The sequence below is a fragment of the Kitasatospora sp. NPDC094016 genome (genome assembly GCF_040304045.1).
In the GTDB taxonomy this organism is placed as follows: Bacteria; Actinomycetota; Actinomycetes; order Streptomycetales; family Streptomycetaceae; genus Kitasatospora.
In genome coordinates, this window is the sequence record NZ_JBEOUK010000015.1 from 40,721 (window position 1) to 59,165 (window position 18,445).

The 18,445-nt window shown below is 73.8% G+C and carries 16 protein-coding genes; 5 read left to right on the plus strand and 11 right to left on the minus strand.

What is annotated here, in order from left to right; all coding sequences use genetic code 11:
* Positions 1–71 precede the first annotated feature (71 nt).
* Positions 72–920 (minus strand): patatin-like phospholipase family protein, encoded by an 849-nt coding sequence (locus ABT015_RS16580; RefSeq protein WP_350879745.1) that lies wholly within the window; start codon positions 918–920, stop codon positions 72–74.
* Positions 921–1,004: 84 nt separating this feature from the next.
* Between ABT015_RS16580 and ABT015_RS16585 the strand changes: the two genes are divergently transcribed.
* Positions 1,005–1,565: a TetR family transcriptional regulator gene (locus ABT015_RS16585; protein ID WP_350879746.1), complete on the plus strand. Its 561-nt coding sequence runs from the start codon at positions 1,005–1,007 to the stop codon at positions 1,563–1,565.
* Between the two features lie 112 nt (positions 1,566–1,677).
* On the opposite strand, the gene ABT015_RS16590 is transcribed toward ABT015_RS16585, so the two are convergent.
* From ABT015_RS16590 to ABT015_RS16635, 10 genes are all read right to left on the minus strand, one after another.
* Positions 1,678–2,922, minus strand: coding sequence for a CynX/NimT family MFS transporter (locus ABT015_RS16590; RefSeq protein WP_350879747.1), 1,245 nt, complete (start codon positions 2,920–2,922; stop codon positions 1,678–1,680).
* 220 nt (positions 2,923–3,142) lie between these two features.
* Positions 3,143–6,682, minus strand: a complete 3,540-nt coding sequence (car, locus tag ABT015_RS16595; RefSeq protein ID WP_350879748.1) for a carboxylic acid reductase — start codon at positions 6,680–6,682, stop codon at positions 3,143–3,145.
* A 50-nt stretch (positions 6,683–6,732) separates the two neighbouring features.
* A complete protein-coding gene (locus ABT015_RS16600) occupies positions 6,733–7,458 on the minus strand; it encodes a FadR/GntR family transcriptional regulator (RefSeq protein WP_350879749.1) in 726 nt (241 codons plus the stop codon).
* Between the two features lie 146 nt (positions 7,459–7,604).
* A complete protein-coding gene (locus tag ABT015_RS16605; protein WP_350879750.1) occupies positions 7,605–9,194 on the minus strand; it encodes an MFS transporter in 1,590 nt (529 codons plus the stop codon).
* A complete protein-coding gene (locus tag ABT015_RS16610; protein ID WP_350879751.1) occupies positions 9,191–9,796 on the minus strand; it encodes a TetR/AcrR family transcriptional regulator in 606 nt (201 codons plus the stop codon). The genes ABT015_RS16605 and ABT015_RS16610 overlap by 4 nt, the downstream gene beginning before the upstream one ends.
* 206 nt (positions 9,797–10,002) lie before the next feature.
* Positions 10,003–10,395: a cell division protein SepF gene (locus ABT015_RS16615; RefSeq protein ID WP_350879752.1), complete on the minus strand. Its 393-nt coding sequence runs from the start codon at positions 10,393–10,395 to the stop codon at positions 10,003–10,005.
* A 270-nt stretch (positions 10,396–10,665) separates the two neighbouring features.
* Positions 10,666–11,181, minus strand: coding sequence for a DinB family protein (locus ABT015_RS16620; RefSeq protein ID WP_350879753.1), 516 nt, complete (start codon positions 11,179–11,181; stop codon positions 10,666–10,668).
* Positions 11,182–11,301: 120 nt separating this feature from the next.
* Positions 11,302–12,015 carry a TVP38/TMEM64 family protein gene (locus tag ABT015_RS16625; protein WP_350879754.1) on the minus strand — a complete coding sequence of 238 codons (714 nt, stop codon included), beginning with the start codon at positions 12,013–12,015 and terminating at the stop codon, positions 11,302–11,304.
* 48 nt (positions 12,016–12,063) lie between these two features.
* Positions 12,064–12,639 (minus strand): RICIN domain-containing protein, encoded by a 576-nt coding sequence (locus ABT015_RS16630; protein ID WP_350879755.1) that lies wholly within the window; start codon positions 12,637–12,639, stop codon positions 12,064–12,066.
* Between the two features lie 285 nt (positions 12,640–12,924).
* Positions 12,925–14,184: an MFS transporter gene (locus tag ABT015_RS16635; RefSeq protein WP_350879756.1), complete on the minus strand. Its 1,260-nt coding sequence runs from the start codon at positions 14,182–14,184 to the stop codon at positions 12,925–12,927.
* Between the two features lie 230 nt (positions 14,185–14,414).
* On the opposite strand from ABT015_RS16635, the gene ABT015_RS16640 reads away from it, so the two are divergent.
* From ABT015_RS16640 to ABT015_RS16655, 4 genes are all read left to right on the plus strand, one after another.
* Entirely contained in the window at positions 14,415–15,608 is a 1,194-nt protein-coding gene (locus ABT015_RS16640) for an ROK family transcriptional regulator (RefSeq protein WP_350879757.1), read from the plus strand.
* A gap of 140 nt (positions 15,609–15,748) precedes the next feature.
* The gene (locus tag ABT015_RS16645; RefSeq protein WP_208869038.1) at positions 15,749–16,165 is read left to right on the plus strand and encodes a TOBE domain-containing protein; all 417 of its coding nucleotides are present in this window, start codon (positions 15,749–15,751) and stop codon (positions 16,163–16,165) included.
* Between the two features lie 99 nt (positions 16,166–16,264).
* The gene (locus tag ABT015_RS16650) at positions 16,265–17,026 is read left to right on the plus strand and encodes a glycerophosphodiester phosphodiesterase (protein WP_350879758.1); all 762 of its coding nucleotides are present in this window, start codon (positions 16,265–16,267) and stop codon (positions 17,024–17,026) included.
* 251 nt (positions 17,027–17,277) lie between these two features.
* Positions 17,278–18,417 carry an AI-2E family transporter gene (locus ABT015_RS16655; protein WP_350879759.1) on the plus strand — a complete coding sequence of 380 codons (1,140 nt, stop codon included), beginning with the start codon at positions 17,278–17,280 and terminating at the stop codon, positions 18,415–18,417.
* Positions 18,418–18,445: the final 28 nt, after the last annotated feature.

Here is an 18,445-nt window from a genome sequence, read left to right on the forward strand (position 1 = left end):
CCCGCCGTGGGCAGTGGGGCTCGGACAAGGTGCGCGTCAGACCTTGCCGAACTCGCCGACCTGGGCGGCGCTCAGCCCGCGTCGACTTCGGCCCTCCACATGGGGCGGAGTTGCGCGTCGACGTCGCAGGCCTGGCGGAGGCCCGCCTGGTAGGCGGGTTCCCAGGCCGCCAGGTCGCCCGGGTTCGAGCCGAATGCGCGCACCGAGGCCGGGTCGGGGCCGATGGTCACCACGGCGTCCGCCCCCACTGCCGCTAGCTGCTGGTTGAGCGGTTCCCGGGGGAACAGGTGGGCCATCGGCTCGACCACGACCAGCGTGCGGGCTCCGGCGGCGAGATCGGCGTTGGGGCCCGCACGCAGGGCGCCGTCCATGTACCGCCGGCCGTCGATGGCGACGGGCGGCGCGGCTCCGGGGAAGGCGCTGCTCGCCGCCACCGCGTGGACCAGCGGTACGCCGCTGTCGCGGTCCCACACCACGGGCTCACCGGTGGTGGCGCAGACGGCGGCGATCAGCAGGCGTCGCTCCGGCCACGCGTCCGCACCGATCAGGGCGGCGCGCCCCGCGATGAGCGCCTCCTCGGTTTGGGGGTCGGTGCCGGCGAGCGCGAGGCGGCCGACTCGACGCCTCGCCTCGCCGGGTTCCAGGCTGCGGTCGCCGAGTACGGCGAACACCGCGTCCATCCGCTCAGGGTCGGGCTTCACCCGGTGGGCGGCCTGGCGAGCCGAGGAAGCGAGCCGCCCCGGGTCCTGCCCGGTGGCGAGCAGCGCTCCGACGATCGAGCCGGCTGACGTGCCGACGATCAGGTCGGCCTCGCCCAGGTCCACGCCGTTGCGGCGCAGCCCGTAGGCCAGTCCGGCTGTCCAGGCCGTGCCGACGTGACTTCCGGGGCCCAGGACGAGTGCCCGGTCGACGGTGTGCATGTGGTCTCCCCTCGTTATTGAAACAGTCGTACCATATACTCGCCAATGCCGTTTCAACTCCGATGCGCCGAAGGGAGATCCGCCGTGGGGCGACCCGCCGACCCCGCCCGTCGCGAGCGCACGCTGGCGCGGGCGACCGACTACGTGCTGGCGCACGGCCTGGCCGGACTGAGCCTGCGACCACTGGCCGCGGCCCTCGACACCAGTCCACGGATGCTGCTCTACGACTTCGGCAGCAAACAGGAGTTGGTCGCGGCGGTCCTCGCCGAGGCCCGCCGCCGGGGCGCGGTACGTCTGGCCGGGCACCCCGCGCCGATGGAGGGCTCCATGCGGGAGCGGCTGCGCGGCATCTGGGGGTGGATGAGCGCGGACGAACGTGCGCCGTTCGTCCGGCTGTTCTTCGAGGTGCACGCCGACGGCCTGGTCCACCCCGAGAACTACCCCGACCAGGCCGAGGCGATCACGGACTGGTTCGACACTCTCGGGGCCACCTTCTGGGACGTCTCCACCGGCCCTGACGACACCGTCACGCCCACGCTGGTCATGGCCGTCATCCGGGGTCTGCTGTTCGACCTCACGACCACCGGCGACCGCCGGCGCACCGATCTCGCGCTGGACCGCTTCGCCGAACTCCTGGGGCGGTGAACGCGCGACAGCGGTGAACGCGCGAGAGGCATGACGGGCGAGTGGCGTGACGCGCGAGTGGCATGACGGGCGAGTGGCGTGACGGTCAGGGCTGCGTGCGGTGACAGTGACGTCAGCGAGGCCGAGGAAGGCGAACGTGGCGGTCTTGCCCCGCGCCGTATCCGGCCGCCGCCATGGCGATGCCGAGGACGACCAGAACGATGAGCGGAAGTGTCCAACTGCCCGTGCTGTCGTGCAGGATGCCGAGGAGGAGCGGGCCGGCCGCCGCCACGAGGTAGCCGATGGACTGCGCCATGCCGGCCAGTGCGGCGGCTTCGCCGGAGCTGCCGGCGCGTTCGCTCTGGAAGGTCAGCGCGAGGACGAGGCACGCGCCGCCGCCCAGTCCGAGCAGGGTGCACGCCACGACGGACAGCGTGGGGGCGGACACCAGCACGGTGAAGCCGCCGGCCACGATGACCGAGGCGACGGCCGCGGTCCACCGCTGGTCGTGGCGGCCCCGGGTGAGCAGGGGCAGCAGGCCGCTGGTCGCCAGGGAGATCAGCTGGTAGTAGAAGAGCATCCATCCGGCCGTGGTGCTGCTCGTGCCGTGGTGGATCAGGATGCTGGGCAGCCACGCGACGGCGGTGTAGAAGGCCAGGGACTGCAGGCCCATGAACATGCTGACCTGCCATGCCAGCCCCGACCGCCAGGGCACCGGACTGCGGGCCGCGCCGGTGGAGGCCCGGGCCCCGTCGCCCCGCATCCGGGGCAGCCAGACGAGGAGCGCCGCGATGGTGAAGGCGATGCCCCAGGCGAGCGCGGTGTGCCAGGAGCCCGGTAGGGAGTGGGAGAGCGGGGCGGAGATCCCGGAGGAGACGGCGGCCGTGACGCCCATGACGGTGACGTAGAGAGCGCTGACGCCCTGGATGCGGTGTGCGGGCACGTTCCGCCTGATCATGGCGGGCAGCAGCACATTGCCGAACGCGATGGCGGCGGAGAGGATCACCGTCCCGGCGAACAGGCAGATCACCGAGGGCAGCGACCGGACCACCGTGCCGACGGCCAGCGCGCCGAGGGCCGCCACCAACAGACGCGCGCTGCCGAACCGGTGGGAGGCCCGGGCCACCAGGGGCGACGTCGCGGCGAACGTCAGCAGGGGGAGGGTGCTCAGCAGCCCGCCCCAGCTCGCTGTCAGGCCGCTGCCCTGTTCGATCGCGGGCAGCAGCGTACCGACGCCGGTGAGGCTGGTCCGCAGGTTGGCCGCCACGAGGCAGATCGCGAGGACGAGCCCGATCGACACGGCGGGCCGCGTGTTGTCGGCGGCCGCCGGCCCGGGGATGGAGTGCTGACGGGGCGTTGAGGACAGTTGTGGACTCATTGCTCCTCCGTCGCCGGTGATGCCTGGACCTCGTGGTCGTGGGTGATGCGTTTCATGGAGGCAGCCTATACATACATCAGACATTTGAACATCGTATGTTTCCGGGCCTGAGTGGCCCCGGTTCCGGCCGCCCGGCACGCGATACGCCGCCGGCGGGAACGGCGGTGGCCGTTCCCGCCGGTGGGTGCGGAGGTGGGTGCGGAGGAGGAGGGCGGACGGGCTACAGCAGGTGCTGCGCCCGGAGGTCCGCCACGTACTTGGTGATCAGGTCCCGCGACAGGTGCGGGATGTCGTTCTCCTCGTTGAGGGCGGCGGCCCGGACCGCCGCGCGGAACCGGACCGCCGGCAGGGCGGATCCGGGCAGCGGCTCCGACGGCGTGGCGAATGCGTGCAGCAGGGGGAGCAGCGAGTGCTGCCGCTGGCGGTCGGGCAGAGCGCGTATGGCGCTCTCGAAGCGGTCGAGCCACTCGTCGTAGTCGTGGATGCGCGTCAGGGGGTGCCCGGCCGCCGCCAGCCAGTCGACGAAGGTGTCGAGGGATATTCCGTCCTCGTGCGGGTTCACGATGTTGAAGGTCCGGTACCCCTCCCGGGTGTCGTCGCCCAGCGCGGCGACGGCCTGCGCGGTGAAGTCCACGGGCAGCGCGTCGTAGTGCCCGCCGCCGTCACCGGCGCCCCGGGCGTAGAAGCTGCCGGGGGCGATGCCGGTCGCCAGCAGGCTCAGCAGGAGGCGGGTGAACACGTCCGGGACGTTCAACTGTCCCCGGTAGCGCGGGTGGGCGAGGATCAGGTTCGAGCGGAACACGGCGACCGGGAGGCCGAACGTGTCGTGCGCCTCGCGCAGCAGCACCTCGCCCGCCCACTTGCTGGCCGCGTAGCCGTTCGCGTAGCCGCTGCCGAGGTCGCGCGTCCCGCAGGCCGTGCGGATGTCCGCGTCCTCGTCGGCCGCGGCCGCGGAGTCGAAGACGACGGCGACCGTCGACAGGTAGGTGAACTGCTTGGCCCTGGAGGTGACCGCGAGCCTGATCAGTTCGGCCGTGCCCAGCACGTTGGGGCCGAACAACTGGTCGTAGGGCAGGACGTGGTTGACCAGTGCCGCCGGGTGGACGATCAGGTCCACGGTGTCGGCGAGCCGCTGCCAGGTCTCCCGGTCGAGCCCGAGGTCGCTCTCCCCGACGTCGCCGGCGACCACCTCCAGGTGCGCGGCGGCCAGGCCGTGGTAGCGCCGCAGGAGCTCCGGGTCGCCGCTGTCGAAGGCCGCGTCGAGCCGCGCCCGGGCCGACTCGTCGGTGGCGCCCCGGACCACGCAGACCAGTGTGCCGCCGCGCTGCGCGACGCGCTCCAGCCATTCGAGGCACAGGAAGCGGCCCAGGTAGCCGTTGGCGCCGGTCAGCAGGACGGTCCGTGCCTCGGGCAGCGGGCCCGTCGGCCTGCCGGTCCGCGTCGGGGTCTCCGGGGCGAGGAACGCGTCCAGCGTCAGGTCGCCCGCCGCGAGCCGCGTCGCGCCCGGTCCGTGGACCTGGTCGGCGGTCGGGCGCCGGTCGCCCGACGCGAGGGCGTTCTCGATGTGGTCGGCCACCCGCTGGAGCGTGTTGACCGGGTTGATGACGACGTCGACGGGGACGTCGACGCGGTAGACCTCCTTGAGCAGCTGGGAGAACGACAGCGCGGAGAGGCTGTCACCGCCGAGTTCGAGGAAGCGCGTCCCGGGGTGGACGTCGTCCTGCCGGTTTCCGAGCAGCGCGCGGGCGGCCTGGCACACGGTCTCCGGTACGGGCTGGGACGGGCCGACCTGGCGCAGTGCCCGGAGTTCGTCGCTCTCGTGCTCGGCCAGCTCGGCGTACAGGGCTTCGAGGCGCTCGCCGTAGCGCTTCGCCAGCGCGGGGCGCAGCGGCTTGCGCACGCCGGAGAGCAACCCGTTCTCCTGGCTGAACGGCTCGGTCTCGATGAGGAAGTCCCGTGGGATCTCGTACGAGTTGAGGCCCGCCCCGGTGGCGAGGCGGTGCAGGGACTCGCGCAGGAGCGACCTCAGGCGCGGGCTGTCCCCGGCGGCGAGGTCGAGCGCCTCCTGGGTGGGCACGATGACCGCGAGCAGGTAGGCGCGGGCGCTGTTGCCGTACACGAAGACCTGCTGGACGAGCGGACTGCCGGTGAAGAGGGCTTCCAGCCGGGAGGTGGCCACGAACTCGCCCTGCGACAGCTTGAGGACGTTGGAACGGCGGTCGACGTACACGAACTCGTCGGGACCGGTGAGGGCCACGATGTCGCCCGTGCGGTAGAAGCCGTCCTCGTCGAAGACCTGGGCGGTGGCGTCCGGCCGGTGGAAGTAGCCGGGAACGAGGCGTTCCGACTTGACCAGCAGTTCGCCCCTGGGGTGCGGGGAATCGCTGCGGAAGTACCCCAGCTCGGGCACGTCCGCCAGCCGGTGGTCGGTCACCGGCGGGCGCAGCACCCGGCCGTCGAGCGAGACCAGCCCGGCTTCCGTGGACCCGTAGCCGTTGAAGACCCTGATCTGCAGGCAGCTCTCCAGGAACGCCGCCAGCTCCGCGATCACCGGGGCCGAGCCGTAGATGGCCCACAGGAGGCGGCCGCCCAGGGTCTTCTCCCGCAGCTCCTCCTTCGCGCGGTCCGCCTGCCCGGCGGCGCCGCCCCCCGCCTCGCTCCGCTCGTTCCGGCGGGCCGCCTCGCTCCGGTAGCGCTCGAAGAGCATGTCGCAGATGCGGGGCACCAGGATGAACTCGGTGGGCCGGACCAGGGAGAGGTCCACGAAGAGGGTCGACAGGTCGCTCGACGCCACGAAGTGGGCGGTGCCCCCCTTGGCGAGCGTGCCGAACAGCACGCCTCGTCCCATCATGTGGCTCAGGGGCAGGTAGTTGAGAACGATGGACGGCTGCGTCCCCTGGCCGGGCACGAAGTCGATCCAGAAGTGCTTGACGAGACGCTCGGTGTACACGGCGCCCTTGGGGGTGCCGGTGCTCCCCGAGGTGTAGATCAGCGCGCTGAGCGTGTCGGCCGTCGAGCCCTCGGGGACCCGGGGGAGCGGTGGCAGGCTCCTGCCCCGCTCGACGATCGACGCCAGCACGTCCAGGGTGACGCCCCGGCCCTGCGCCGCGAGCCGTCCGCGGGCGGCGTCCAGCGCCTCCTGGTGGTCGGTGACCTCCGGGCGGTGGCCGAGCACGACGATCCTGCCCAGTGACGGGGCGTCCGCCGCGATCCGGAGCGCGACGTCCAGGTGTGCCACGTCCACCGCCAGCAGGCGTGGTCCGGTCTGGGCGACGACGGGGGCCAGGTGTTCCACCGAGGCGCCGGCCTGGAGGGGGACGCTCACCGCGCCGGAGCGGACGCAGGCCAGATCCAGCACGGCGTACTCGGGGCTGGTGGAGCCGAGGACGGCGACGAAGTCGCCCGGGCCCACGGCGTGGTCGGCGTGGTGGCGCCACTCGGAGGCCACCGCGCCGACGCGTTCCCACAGTTCGCCGTAGGTGACGGTGTCGAACCGGTCCAGGAGGCGCAGGGTGGTGCGGCCGGTGTCGGGGTCGGTCACCGGCTCGGCGGCGCGCTCGCCCAGGGCGGGGCGGTCCGCGTACCCTTCCATCACCGTGGCCACGAGGTCGGCGAGCGGTAGGCCCGGCCGCCGGATCGCCTCGCTGACGGCCTCCAGGGGCGCGGCGGCACGGAACTGCGGATCCGTCGCGTACAGGTGGGCGGTGCGTCGGGCGGTGCGTGCGTCGAGGTCGTCGGCCGGGGGCGGTAAGACGGACATCGGTGTTCTCCTCTACGGCCTCGAAGGCCTGTGCAAGGGGTGAGCGGTCCTCATTCTTCGGTGAAGGCCGGTCCGGTGGAAGTGAGTGGTGCCTGGACCTCGTGGTCGTGGGTGAGCCGGACGATCGCCGCCGCCGCGGTGCGGGCGCCGTTCTCGTCCTGGGCCTCGATCGCGTCGACGAGTCGCCGGTGCAGGTCGGCGTGCTCCTCGGCGGCGGTGGCGTCCCAGGACAGGCCTCCCAGGGCGGAGGTGAGGGCCGTGCCGAGGTAGTCGTAGACCTCGATCAGGAGGTCGTTCCCGCTCGCCCGGACGACGGCCCGGTGGAACAGCGCGTCGACGCTCATGGCCGCCGACCTGTCCTCGCCGGCGCAGGCCGCGTCGGCGTCGGCCAGCAGCTCCCTGAGCTGGTGCAGCTGGTCCTCGCTGCGACGCAGGGCGGCGGCCCCCGAGGCGTACTCCTCCAGGACGGTGCGCAGTTCGAGGACGTTGTCCCGCCGCGCGGAACTCGCCCGCCGCACCATGACCGACTGGAGCTCGCTCGACGCGCGGACGTAGGTGCCGTCCCCGGCCCGGGGTTCCAGCAGGCCGAGGTGCACGAGCGCGCCGATCGCCTCCCGCAGCGTGCTGCGGCCGACCCCGAGCTCCTCGACGAGGACCTGCTCCGGCGGGATCCGCGTCCCCACCGGCCAGCCGCCCGCCTCGATGTGCGAGCGGAGGCTGTCCACGAGCTGCGCGGACAGGCTGGCCGTCCTGCGCGGTGTGCTGATGCGTTTCATGGGAGCAGCCTATACAAACATCAGACATTTGGACATCGCATGTCCCTGGGCCTGGGCCGCCCCGGTTCCCACCGCCCGGCACGCGATACGCCACCGGCGGGAACGGCCGTGGCCGTTCCCGCCGGTGGCGGGGGAGTCGGGGGTGCCTACGCGTCGACCTTCTTCGGCTGCTCCGGCTGCTCCGGAGCGGGTACCTCGGACACGGTGGCCGCGCTGGTCGTGCTGGTCGGGGTGTCCAGGCCCCGCAGCAGCCGCCAGGCCATCGCGGCCGCGCCGATCAGCAGGACGGCGGCCAGCAGACCGGCGCTGTTCATGCCGTGCGTGAAGGACTCCCGGGCGCTCGCCAGCAGCGGCTCCGCGACGCCCTGCGGCAGTCCGTGCGCCGTCTCGACCGCCGCGCCCAGCGACTCGCCGGCCCGCGCCGCGGCCTCCAGGTCCGTCCCGGCCGGGACGACGAGGCCGCCGGCGTAGATCGAGCCGACCACCGAGCCGACCAGCGCGATGCCGAGCGCGGTGCCCAGCTCGTACGCGGTCTCCGAGACCGCCGAGGCGGCGCCGGCCTTGTCGGCGGGCGAGGCGCTCAGCACCAGGTCGGCGCCGAGCGTGTAGACCACGCCCTCGGCCGTCCCGACCAGCAGGAAGGAGGCGGCCAGCAGCAGGTAGGTGGTGTCCTGCTGGAGCCAGCCGAGCACGCCCACGCCGAGGCCCATGGCCAGCAGGCAGCCGGTCAGCGCCGCCCGGGCGCCGGCGCGGCGCACCAGCCGGGCCGTCAGCAGACCGCCGACGACGGCGCCGACGAAGGCCGGCAGCTCGGCCATCCCGGCCCGCAGCGGCTCGTAGCCGCGGACCAGCTGGAGGTACTGCGAGGTCACGAAGACCACACCGGACAGGCCGATCAGGGCGATCAGCGAGGCCAGCACGGCGGCGGTGAACCGCCGGTCGCGGAACAGCCGCACGTCCAGCAGCGGGGTCTCCAGCCGCAGCTGGCGGCGGACGAAGACGGTCAGCGCGGTGACGCCCAGCACGAAGGCGACCGGGACGTCCCAGCGGGCCACGCCGTGCGCGGCGGCCTCCTTGATCGCGTAGACCGTGCCGATCACCCCCGCCATCGACAGGGCGACGCTCAGCACGTCCCAGCGGCCCGGCTTCGGGTCCTTGGACTCCGGCAGCAGCCAGGCGCCGAGCACGAGCAGCAGGAGCAGGATCGGGATGTTCAGCAGGAACACCGAACCCCACCAGAAGTGCTCCAGCAGCACCCCGCCGACCACCGGTCCGAGTGCGGCGCCGGCGGTGGCGGCCGCGCCCCAGATGCCGATCGCGGTGGCCCGCTCCCGGTCGTCCGGGAAGAGGCCGCGGATCAGCGACAGGGTCGAGGGCATGATCGTCGCGCCGGCGACGCCGAGCAGCGCGCGGGCCAGGATCAGCCAGCCGGCGCTGGGCGCGTAGGCGGCGAGCAGCGAGGCGGCGCCGAAGGCGGCCGCGCCGATCAGCAGCAGTTTCTTGCGGCCGATCCGGTCGCTGAGCGAGCCCATGCTGACCAGCAGGCCGGCCAGGACGAAGGAGTAGGAGTCGCCGATCCAGAGCAGCTGGGTGCCGCTGGGCTCCAGCGTCTCGCTGATGGAGGGGATGGCGAGGGAGAGGACGGTCGCGTCGAGGGCGACCACGGTGACGGCCAGGACGAGGACGGCGAGGCCGGTCCAGCGCTGGCGGGGGCTGGCAAGGACGGTACTGCTCATGGGATATCGGTTTCAGGTGTGCGGGCCGAAGGTGCTGTGGGCGGGGGAGTGGCGGCGTCGGGCCGGCGCAGCGCGCCGCCGAGGAACAGCTCGGCGAGCGAGAAGGCGGCGTCGCGCGGGGCGAGGCGGCCGTCCTGGATGGCCCAGCCGACGCCGGCCACCAGGTCGAAGAAGGCCTCGCTCAGCCAGGCGGCGCTCAGCTCGATGCGGAACGTGCCCTGCTGCTGGCCGCGCAGGAAGAGCGCGTGCAGCCGGACGATCTGGAGCTCCCAGAGGTCGTTGACGCTGTCGTCGTCGTAGAGCTGGTTCTCGCCGGCCAGGAAGGCGCAGAGCGTGGCGTCCGGGACGGCGGCGTCGACCAGGCGGCGCAGCGCGGCCTCGGCGTCGCCGTCCTCGACGGCGGCGGTGTCCAGGGCGGCGGCGAACCGGTGCAGGCCGAGCAGGCCGACCTCGCGGATCAGGGCCTCGCGCCCGGGGAAGAGCCGGTGCAGGGTGGCGCGACTGATCCCGGCGGCGCGCGCGATCTCGTCCAGGTGGGCGGTCGGGCGGCGGGAGAGCACGCCGACGGCGGCTTCCAGGACGGTGTCGCGATCGGTGGCCATGTATCGAGTGTAGGCCAAATGAGACATGGATGTCTCAAAATTACGGTGACCGTCTCGGATGAGGCGTCGACCTCCACGGTCGGGGCGGCAAAAAACCGGGGACGGCGGGTGCCGTCCCCGGTCGGGGTGCCGCTGTCGTGCGGCCGGTTCAGCTCGGTCGGTTCAGCCCGGTCGGTTCAGCCCGGTCGGGCCGTGCGCCGCCCGGATCAGCTCTGGTTGTAGAACCCGGTCTCGTCGAGCGGGCGGTCGATCACCATGACCTCGACGTCGGCCGGGGTGAGCAGGAACACCCGGCGGGCGATCCGCTCGATGCCGCCCTGGGTGCCGAAGATCAGCCCGGAGGCGAAGTCCACCATCCGCTTGGCCTCGGCCTCGTTCATCTCGGTGAGGTCCATGACCACCGGGATGCTCGCCCGGATGTGCTCGCCGACCGTGCGGGCCGCCTCGAAGCCGGTCGGCCGCAAGGAGACGATCTTCGCGGGCGCGGGCGAGGCCGGCATCGTCTCCTGATCGACCCACTCGTCCTCGTACACCGCGGCCGGGTAGTTCCCCGAGGGCATCAGCCACCCGTTGTGGTGCTCGTCGCGAAGTGCTCCCATGCCGCGCCTCCCTGCCTCGTCCCGTCCTGGTCCCCCGGGGTCGCGTGTCCTTTTTGACACGTCATCCACTCGTCGGAACTGTCCGAGTATCGCACTGTTCACCGGTCCCGTGCCCGCTCGCGGCCCCCGTACGAGTCGCGCCGCGCCGGAAACCCGGGCGAACCCGGGCAACATCAGCGACGCGGCGGTGAGCCGTACGGTTGCGCGCGTAGACCATATCGGTCGCGGTCACCGCGCAATTGACCTTCTGTCAACAATGCGGAAACGATTTCACCCGCCGGTGGTGCCGTCCACCAGTTCGCGCAGAAGATCGGCGTGGCCGTTGTGCCGCGCGTACTCCTCGACCATGTGGACCAGGATCCAGCGCAGCGTCACCTCCTCGCCGCGGCGCAGCTGCTTGCCGACCGTGTCCAGCGACAGGCCGGCGCTCGCGCGGCGGGCGGCCTCGACCTCGGCGCGCCAGGTGGCGAAGTCGGCCGCGACGTCGGCGGTGTCGACGTTGTTGAAGTCGCCGTCCTCGTCGGCCTCCGTCCAGTAGTGGTTCTCGACGGACTCGTCGCCGTGCAGGACGGTCCGGAACCAGTACTGCTCCACCTCGGCCATGTGCCGGACGAGGCCGAGCAGCGAGAGGGCGGACGGCGGGACGGAGCGCTGCCGCAGCTGGTCGTCGGTCAGGCCCTCGCACTTGAGCGCGAGCGTGCTGCGGTGGTAGTCGAGCCAGGCGGTGAGCATGGCGGTCTCGTCGGCCGCCATCGGCGGGTCGACCCGCGGGGAGAGTTCGGTCATGCGGGACATCCTGGTGCCCAACGACCGGCGGGCGCGAACGAATTGTCGAGCGCCCCCCGAGTGCCTCGGATCCCGGCCGGTCAGCCGGTCAGCCGGTCAGCCGGTCAGCCGGTCGGCCGGTCAGGCGGCCGGTGCGCGGCGCCTGGTGGCCGCGGCCCGCCACAGCCCGACCACGCTGCCCAGCACGAGCAGCGCGATCACCCCGGCCGACACCAGGAAGGCCGCCGAGCCCGGCTCGCCCGCGCTGGCGGCCGCCGTCACGTACACCGCGGTGGTGGGCACCACGCCGATCGCGGTGGCGAACAGGAAGGGCGCGAAGCGGACCCCGGAGAAGGCCGCGCCGTAGTTGGCCGCCTGGAACGGCATGCCCGGCAGCAGCCGCAGCACCAGCACGCTGCGGAAGCCCTGCTCGGTGAAGCGCCGGTCCAGCGTGCCGAGCACCCGCCCGCGCAGGTACGGCCGCAGCGCCTCGCGCCCGAGGCCCCGGCCGAGCCCGAAGGCCATGGCCGCGCCCAGCGTGGTGCCGAGCACCGACAGCAGCACGCCCTGCTGGATGCCCAGCAGCAGCCCGGCGGCGGCGTTCAGCGCCGGCCGGGGGACGAAGGCGAGCGTGCCGACCGCGTACACGGTGGCGAACAGCGGCGCGAACCAGTACCCGGGCATCCGGTCGGCGAGGCCGCCGTTCAGCAGCGCCGTCGGGCTCCACAGCAGCAGCGATCCGGCCGCTGCGCCGAGCAGCACCACGAGGAGCGCGAACCGCCACCACGGCGAACGCGGCGCGGGGCCGGACGGCGGCCGCTCGACGGCGGGCGGGGGCGTTGCGGGTGCGGGCACCGGCCGAGCCTAACCGGTGCCCCGCCGCGGCCGTCGAGGCGGTCGCGGTCAGCTGTACGGGGGCTTGTCCGGGTTGTAGTGCCAGAACTGGTTGTCGCCGCTGTGGAACTCCCACTGGATCACCGGGGTGCCGTCGGTCAGCGCGCCGCCGGAGACGTCCAGGACGAGGCCGCTGTAGCCGTTCACGATCCGGCGGGGCGTGCCGGGGTGGCTGGCCGGGGGGTCGCTCCAGCTCTGGTTGGCGCCGCCGTCGCAGGTCCACTGGTCGGCCTGGGTGCCCCAGGTGGTGCTGAAGGCCGGGATGTCCAGGCACTTGCCGCTGTTCAGGTTCACCCAGCCGCGGGCGCTCTGGGTCCACTGCTGGTTGGCGCCGCCGGTACAGGTCCAGATCCGGACCGGGGCGCCGTCGTCGGTGCGCCAGTCGGCGACCTCCAGGCACAGGTCGTTCGGGCCCGCGTACATGCCGGTGCGGATCTCGGCGGGCCCGAAGTCGGCGGCGGCCGTGGGGGTGGCCGCGGGGGCGGGTGGGGCGGTGAGCGCCACCACGGCGCTGGCGAGGGCGGCCGTGGCGGCGGCGAGCCGCGCACGACGGGGCGGGCGGGAGAGGCGGGGCGGGCGGGACATCAGAGCGTCCTCCGAGGGGTCGCGGATGCGGAGCGGTCGGCGAGGAATCCCAGCAGACGTCACCAGGAGTCCCGGGCCGCGTCCGAGTATTCGACGGCGGAGAGCGCGAAGAAGTTGTGCGGCGCGCCCGGGTGGCCGACGAACTCGTGCGGGCAGCCGGGGGCCGCCTCCGGGTGGCGTCCTGGTGGTGGCGCACCGGGTTCACCCCGGGGAACGCGAAACCGCCGGGCGCGGAATGCGCCCGGCGGCCGGTGCGAGGAGGGGGGATTCCCGGGAATTCCCCGTTCAGATCGCCGAGAGGTCTTTTGCGGAGGTGCCGCCCGGTGGCGTCGTGGCCGTGGCCGCGTCTTCGGCGCCGGATCCGGATCCGGGGGAGTTCCGTTCGGCCCGGCGCAGCGCCCCGGCGCTCAGCAGCAGCGCGAAGGCGAGCGCGGTGACCAGGCCGAAGGAGACGGTCAGCGAGGTCGCCTGGGCGAGTGCGCCGATGATCGCGGGCGCGACCAGGCCGGAGGTGTAGGTGACGGTGGCGACGCCCGCGATGGCCTGGCTGGGGTTGCTGCCGATCCGCCCGGCCGCCGCGAAGGCCAGCGGGACGGTGACCGCGATACCGATGCCGATCAGGGCGAAGCCCGGGATGGCGAGCGCCGGGCTGTCGGCCACCACCACCAGCAGGCCGCCGACGGTGGCGACGGCGCCGCCGAGCCGGGTGGTGCGCACGGCGCCGAGCCGGCGGACCACCGCGTCGCCGCAGAGGCGGCTGACGGCCATGGTGAGGGAGAAGGCGGTGTAGGAGGCGGCCGCGATGGTGGCCGAGGCGCCGGTGACGTCCCGCAGGTAGACGCCGCTCCAGTCCATCGAGGCGCCCTCGGCGAAGACGGCGCAGAAGCCGACCAGCCCGATCACCAGCGAACTGCGCGGCGGCAGCGCGAACCGCGGCGGCTCCTCCGCCCCCTCCGGCGCCCGCAGGTCGGGCAGGTTCCGGCAGACGGGCTGCGCGAGGGCGAGCAGCACGAGCGCGGTGACGGCCAGCTGGAGCCGGGCGTCGAGGTCGAGGTGGGCGGCCAGGATGCCGAAGCCGGAGGCCAGCAGCCCGCCCGCGCTCCACATCCCGTGCAGTCCGGACATGATCGAGCGGCCGAGTCGCTGTTCGATCTCCACGCCCTGCGCGTTCATCGCGACGTCCGCCATCCCGGCCGAGGCGCCGTACGCGAGCAGCGCCACGCACAGCACCGGCAGCGAGGGGGCGAGCGCGGGCAGGGCGAGGGCCAGGCACCAGAGCGAGATCAGCCCGCGGACCGCCGCCCGCCCGCCGTAGCGGTGGACGAACCGGCCGGCCAGCGGCATCGCGAGGGAGGAGCCGATGGCGGGCATCACCAGGGCCAGGCCGAGCTGGCCGGGGGAGAGGTCGAGGCGGTCCTGGATCCACGGGATGCGGGTGACGAAGCTGCCGCTGACGGCGCCGTGCACGCCGAAGACCAGGGCGATGCCGGCCCTGGCCCGGCGTGGGGAGGCCAGTGGCTCCAGTGCGTGTGCGGTCGTGCTCATCCGGCGTTCCCTCCCGGGTCGCGCAGGCGGGGCGGCGCGACGGTGCCCTGTGTGGGTGGTTGACGTGCTGGTGGGTGGTCTGACGTGCCCGGCAATGGTTCTGACGTGCCTGAGGGTGGTCTACGTGCGGGCCGTTCGGTCCGCGCGGCGGCGACGGCCGTCCGGCGGATGGTTCGATAAAATTATCAGGAAGGGACCCTGATAGAAACACTCTGGAAGGATGAGCCGCCATGACCACCGCGCGCACGGCCACGCCGAGCACCGCCCGGGCGATCAACGACCGGCTGGCCCTCAACCTGCTCCTCGAACAGGGCCCCCTGACCGCGACCGACCTGCGCGACCTCACCGGCCTCTCCCGGCCGACCGTCGCCGACCTGCTCGACCGCCTCCAGCGCACCGGCCTGGTCGCCGTCGTCGGCGAACGGGGCGAACAGCGGCGCGGCCCCAACGCCCGGCTCTACGCGCTGGTCGCCTCCCGCGCCCACCTCGCCGCCTTCGACGTGCGCTCCGGTGGCGTCAGCCTGGTCGTCGCCGACCTCACCGGGCGCACCCTCGCCAGCGCCGAGGTCCCGGTCCACGGCGACGGGACGCCCGACACCGCCGGACACCTGGTGCGCACCCTGCTGGACACCGCGCGCGGCGTCGGCGTCGAACGGCTGCACACCGTCGCCGTCGGCGCCCCCGGACTGGTCGACCCCGCCACCGGGCGCCTCAACAGCACCGGGAAGCTCCCCGCCTGGCACGCCGAACTGCTCGCCGAGCTGCGCGGGCTGCCCGGTACCGAGGTGATCCTGGAGAACGAGGTCAACCTGGCCGGCCGGGCCGAGTACCGGATCGGCGCCGCCCGCGACCGCGACACCTTCGTGCTGCTCTGGCTCGGCCACGGCGTCGGCGCCGCCGTCGTCCTGGACGGCCGGCTCCGCCGGGGCTTCTCCGGCGGCACCGGCGAGATCGGCTTCCTGCCCGTCCCCGGCACCGGCGGCCTGCCCAGCGCCACCGGCTGCGACGGCGGCTTCCACAGCCTGGCCGGCAGCGCCGCCGTCTGCGAGCTCGCCCGCGCCCACGGACTGCCCGCCGGCGCCACCGGGGACGCCCCCGCCGCCGAGGCGGCCGTCCGCGCCGCGCTGGACGCACTCGGCCCGGGCGGGCCCGGCGGGCCGTTCCTGGACGAGCTGGCCGCGCGGATCGCGGTCGGCGCCGCCAGCATCTGCGTCGTCCTCGACCCGGGCTGCGTGGTGCTCGGCGGCGAGCTCGGCCGGGCCGGCGGCGCCGAACTGGCCGGCCGGGTCGAACGGCGGCTGGCCGAGCTGTCCCCGCTGCGCACCGAGGTCCGGCCCGGCACGGCGGGCGGCGGCGCGGTGCTGGCCGGGGCCGTCCTCACCGCCGGGGACGCGGTGCGCCGCGACCTCTTCGGCGAGTCCTGACCCGCCTCGCTTGGCGGCCCCGGCCGCCGGTACGGCAGGATGACGGCGACGGCCCGCCGCGCGTACGGCGTCCCCGTTCCCGTCCCACGTTCCCCGGGTCAGCCCCGGGGCGGTCCCCGAGTCAGTGTCAGGAGTCGCACATGGGCCAGTCCGAGGCGCCGGTCAACCCGTACCGCATCGGTGAAGCCGCGGCGCTGCTCGGGGTCAGTGCCGACACCATGCGGCGCTGGGTGGACGCGGGGCGGGTCGCGGCCGAGCGGGACGAGCACGGCCACCGGATCATCCCCGGCGTCGACCTCGCCGCCTTCGCCCGCGAGCTGGCCCGCCCGGAGAACGCCGAGGCCGAGGGCCGTCCGTCCTCGGCCCGCAACCGCTTCCCCGGGATCGTCACCCACGTGGTGCTCGGCGACGTCGCGGCCCAGGTGGAGGTCCAGGCCGGGCCCTTCCGGGTGGTGTCGCTGATCAGCCGGGAGTCGGCGGAGGAGCTGAACCTCGTCCCCGGCGCTCCCGCCACCGCGGTCATCAAGTCCACCAATGTGATGATCGAGCGGCGTTAGGCCCAGCCTGACCCGCACGGCACGCCCCACCGGGTGCCGCGCGCCGACGGCGTGCCGAGCCCCGTCCGTACCGGTTCCGAACGAGAGGCCCCGCCCGGGATGTCCCACCCGCATCTGCCGACCACCCAGAGCGCCGTCCGCGCGGTCGGGGAACCGGCCACCGACCGCCGCCGGGTGCTCGCCGTCGCGCACCGCGGCGACCCGTACCGCCACCGCGAGAACACCCTGCCCTCCGTCGAGTCCGCGCTCGCCGCCGGCGCCGACGCCGTCGAGGTGGACGTCCAGCTCACCCGCGACCGGGTGCCCGTCCTGCTGCACGATCACACCCTGGAACGCCTCTGGGGCGACCCGCGGTCGATCGGCCGAGTCACCACCGCGCAGCTCGACGAGCTGCGCCAAGGGCCGCTCGCCGTCCCGACCCTCGCCGAGACGATCAAGGTCGTCGCGGCCGCCGGAGGCCCCCGGCTGCTCATCGACCTCGACGACCCCGGCCCCGTCGCCGCCACCTGGTCCGTCGTCACCGGCCTCGGCGCCGAAGGGGTGGTCTCCTTCTGCGGCCCCGCCACCGCGATGTTCGCCGTCCGCGCGCTGGCGCCCGGCGCCGAGATCGCCCTCACCTGGAAGGAGCCCCGGCTGCCCGTCCGGGCCCTGCTCGACGACCTGCGCCCGCGCTACCTCAACCCGCCGTTCGGCCTGGTCACCCCCGAGTTCGTCGCGGCCGCGGCGGACGCCGGGCTCGCCGTCTCCACCTGGACCGCCGACCTGCGCCGCACCATGCGCCGGCTGCGCGACACCGGGGTCGCCTCCATCACCAGCAACCGGATCGGCGTGCTGCGCGCCGTCCTGGACGGCCGCCGCTGAGCGTGCCGTTTCGAGCCGAACTGAGGTCCGGCGCTCGAACGCGTCCGCCAGGGCGCTTCGTCCGATGAGGTGAGCTCCACCGGCTGCTCTGTACGCGACGGACGGGGGCGGATTGAATCGGCTCCACCCTTGATCGGCCGGACGGCGGCGTGCCGTTGTCGCCGGAGGGACGGCCGGAAGCGGGCACGCTGACGGATCGTCCGTCGAGACGGGGCGATTCGGACTCGTCGACGAGCCAGGCGGAGGTGGCCGTGCCCGAGGAGCACCCGGCCGGGGAGGGCCAGGCGGAGCCCCGGTTCGTGGGCGGGGCCGCGCCGGACCCCCGCAGGCCGTACCTGATGCTGCCGCCGGTGGTCCGGCAGGCGGCCGCCTGGGCGGCGGCGGTGATTCTGCTGCTCGCCCTCGCCTCGCTGCTGGTCTTCGCGCTGGTCGAGCTGCGGGCCGCGACCGTGCCGGTGGTGCTGGCGCTGCTGGGGGCCTCGCTGCTCTACCCGGCGGTGCCGTGGCTGGTCCGGCGGGGTGTGAACCGGGGGCTGGCCGCCGGGCTCACCTGCGTGCTGCTGGTCGCGGCCGTCTGCGGGGTGATCGCGCTGCTGGTCAACGCCCTGGTGCACAGCGCCCCGCAGATCGCCGAGTCCCTCCAGCAGGCGGGCAACCAGCTCGCCGCGTGGCTCGGCCCGACCGGGGAGAAGATCCGGCACGCGCTGGACAACGCGAAGGGGGAGACCAACTCGCTGGTCTCGACCGTCACCAACGGTGTGCTGTCCGGGCTGGGCCTGGCGACCCAGCTGATCGCCGGCGGCGTGCTGGCGCTCGCCCTGGTGTTCTTCTTCCTCCGGGACGGCCACCGCACCGGTGACACGATCCGCTCCTACCTGCCCGAGCGCAGCGCCGAGACCGTGATCGCCTGTGCCGAGCGGGCCTTCGACGCGATGGCCGGCTTCATGCGCGGCACCACGCTGATCGCGCTGATCGACGCCACCTTCATCACCATCGGCCTGGTGGCGCTCGGCGTGCCCGGCGCGCCGGGGCTGGGCGCGCTGGTGTTCATGGGTGCCTACATCCCGTTCGTCGGGGCCTTCCTGTCCGGGGCGGTGTCCGTGCTGGTCGCGCTCGCCGACGGCGGGATCGGGACGGCGCTGTGGGCGCTCGGCGTGGTGATGGCGGTCCAGCTGTTCGAGGGCAACGTCCTCCAACCCCTCATCCAGAGCCGGACGGTGGAGCTGCACCCGGCCACCATCATGGTCGCGGTGGTGGCCGGCTCCGGGATCGCCGGCATCCTCGGGGCGCTGCTCGCCGTCCCGGTGTGCGCCGCCGGCGTGGGCATCGTCTCCGTCCTGCGCGGCGTCCCCGCCCCGCGGGCCGCCCGCCGCGCGGGGAACGGGGTGTAATCCGGTTGCCGGGGGCGGAGAGGCCGTG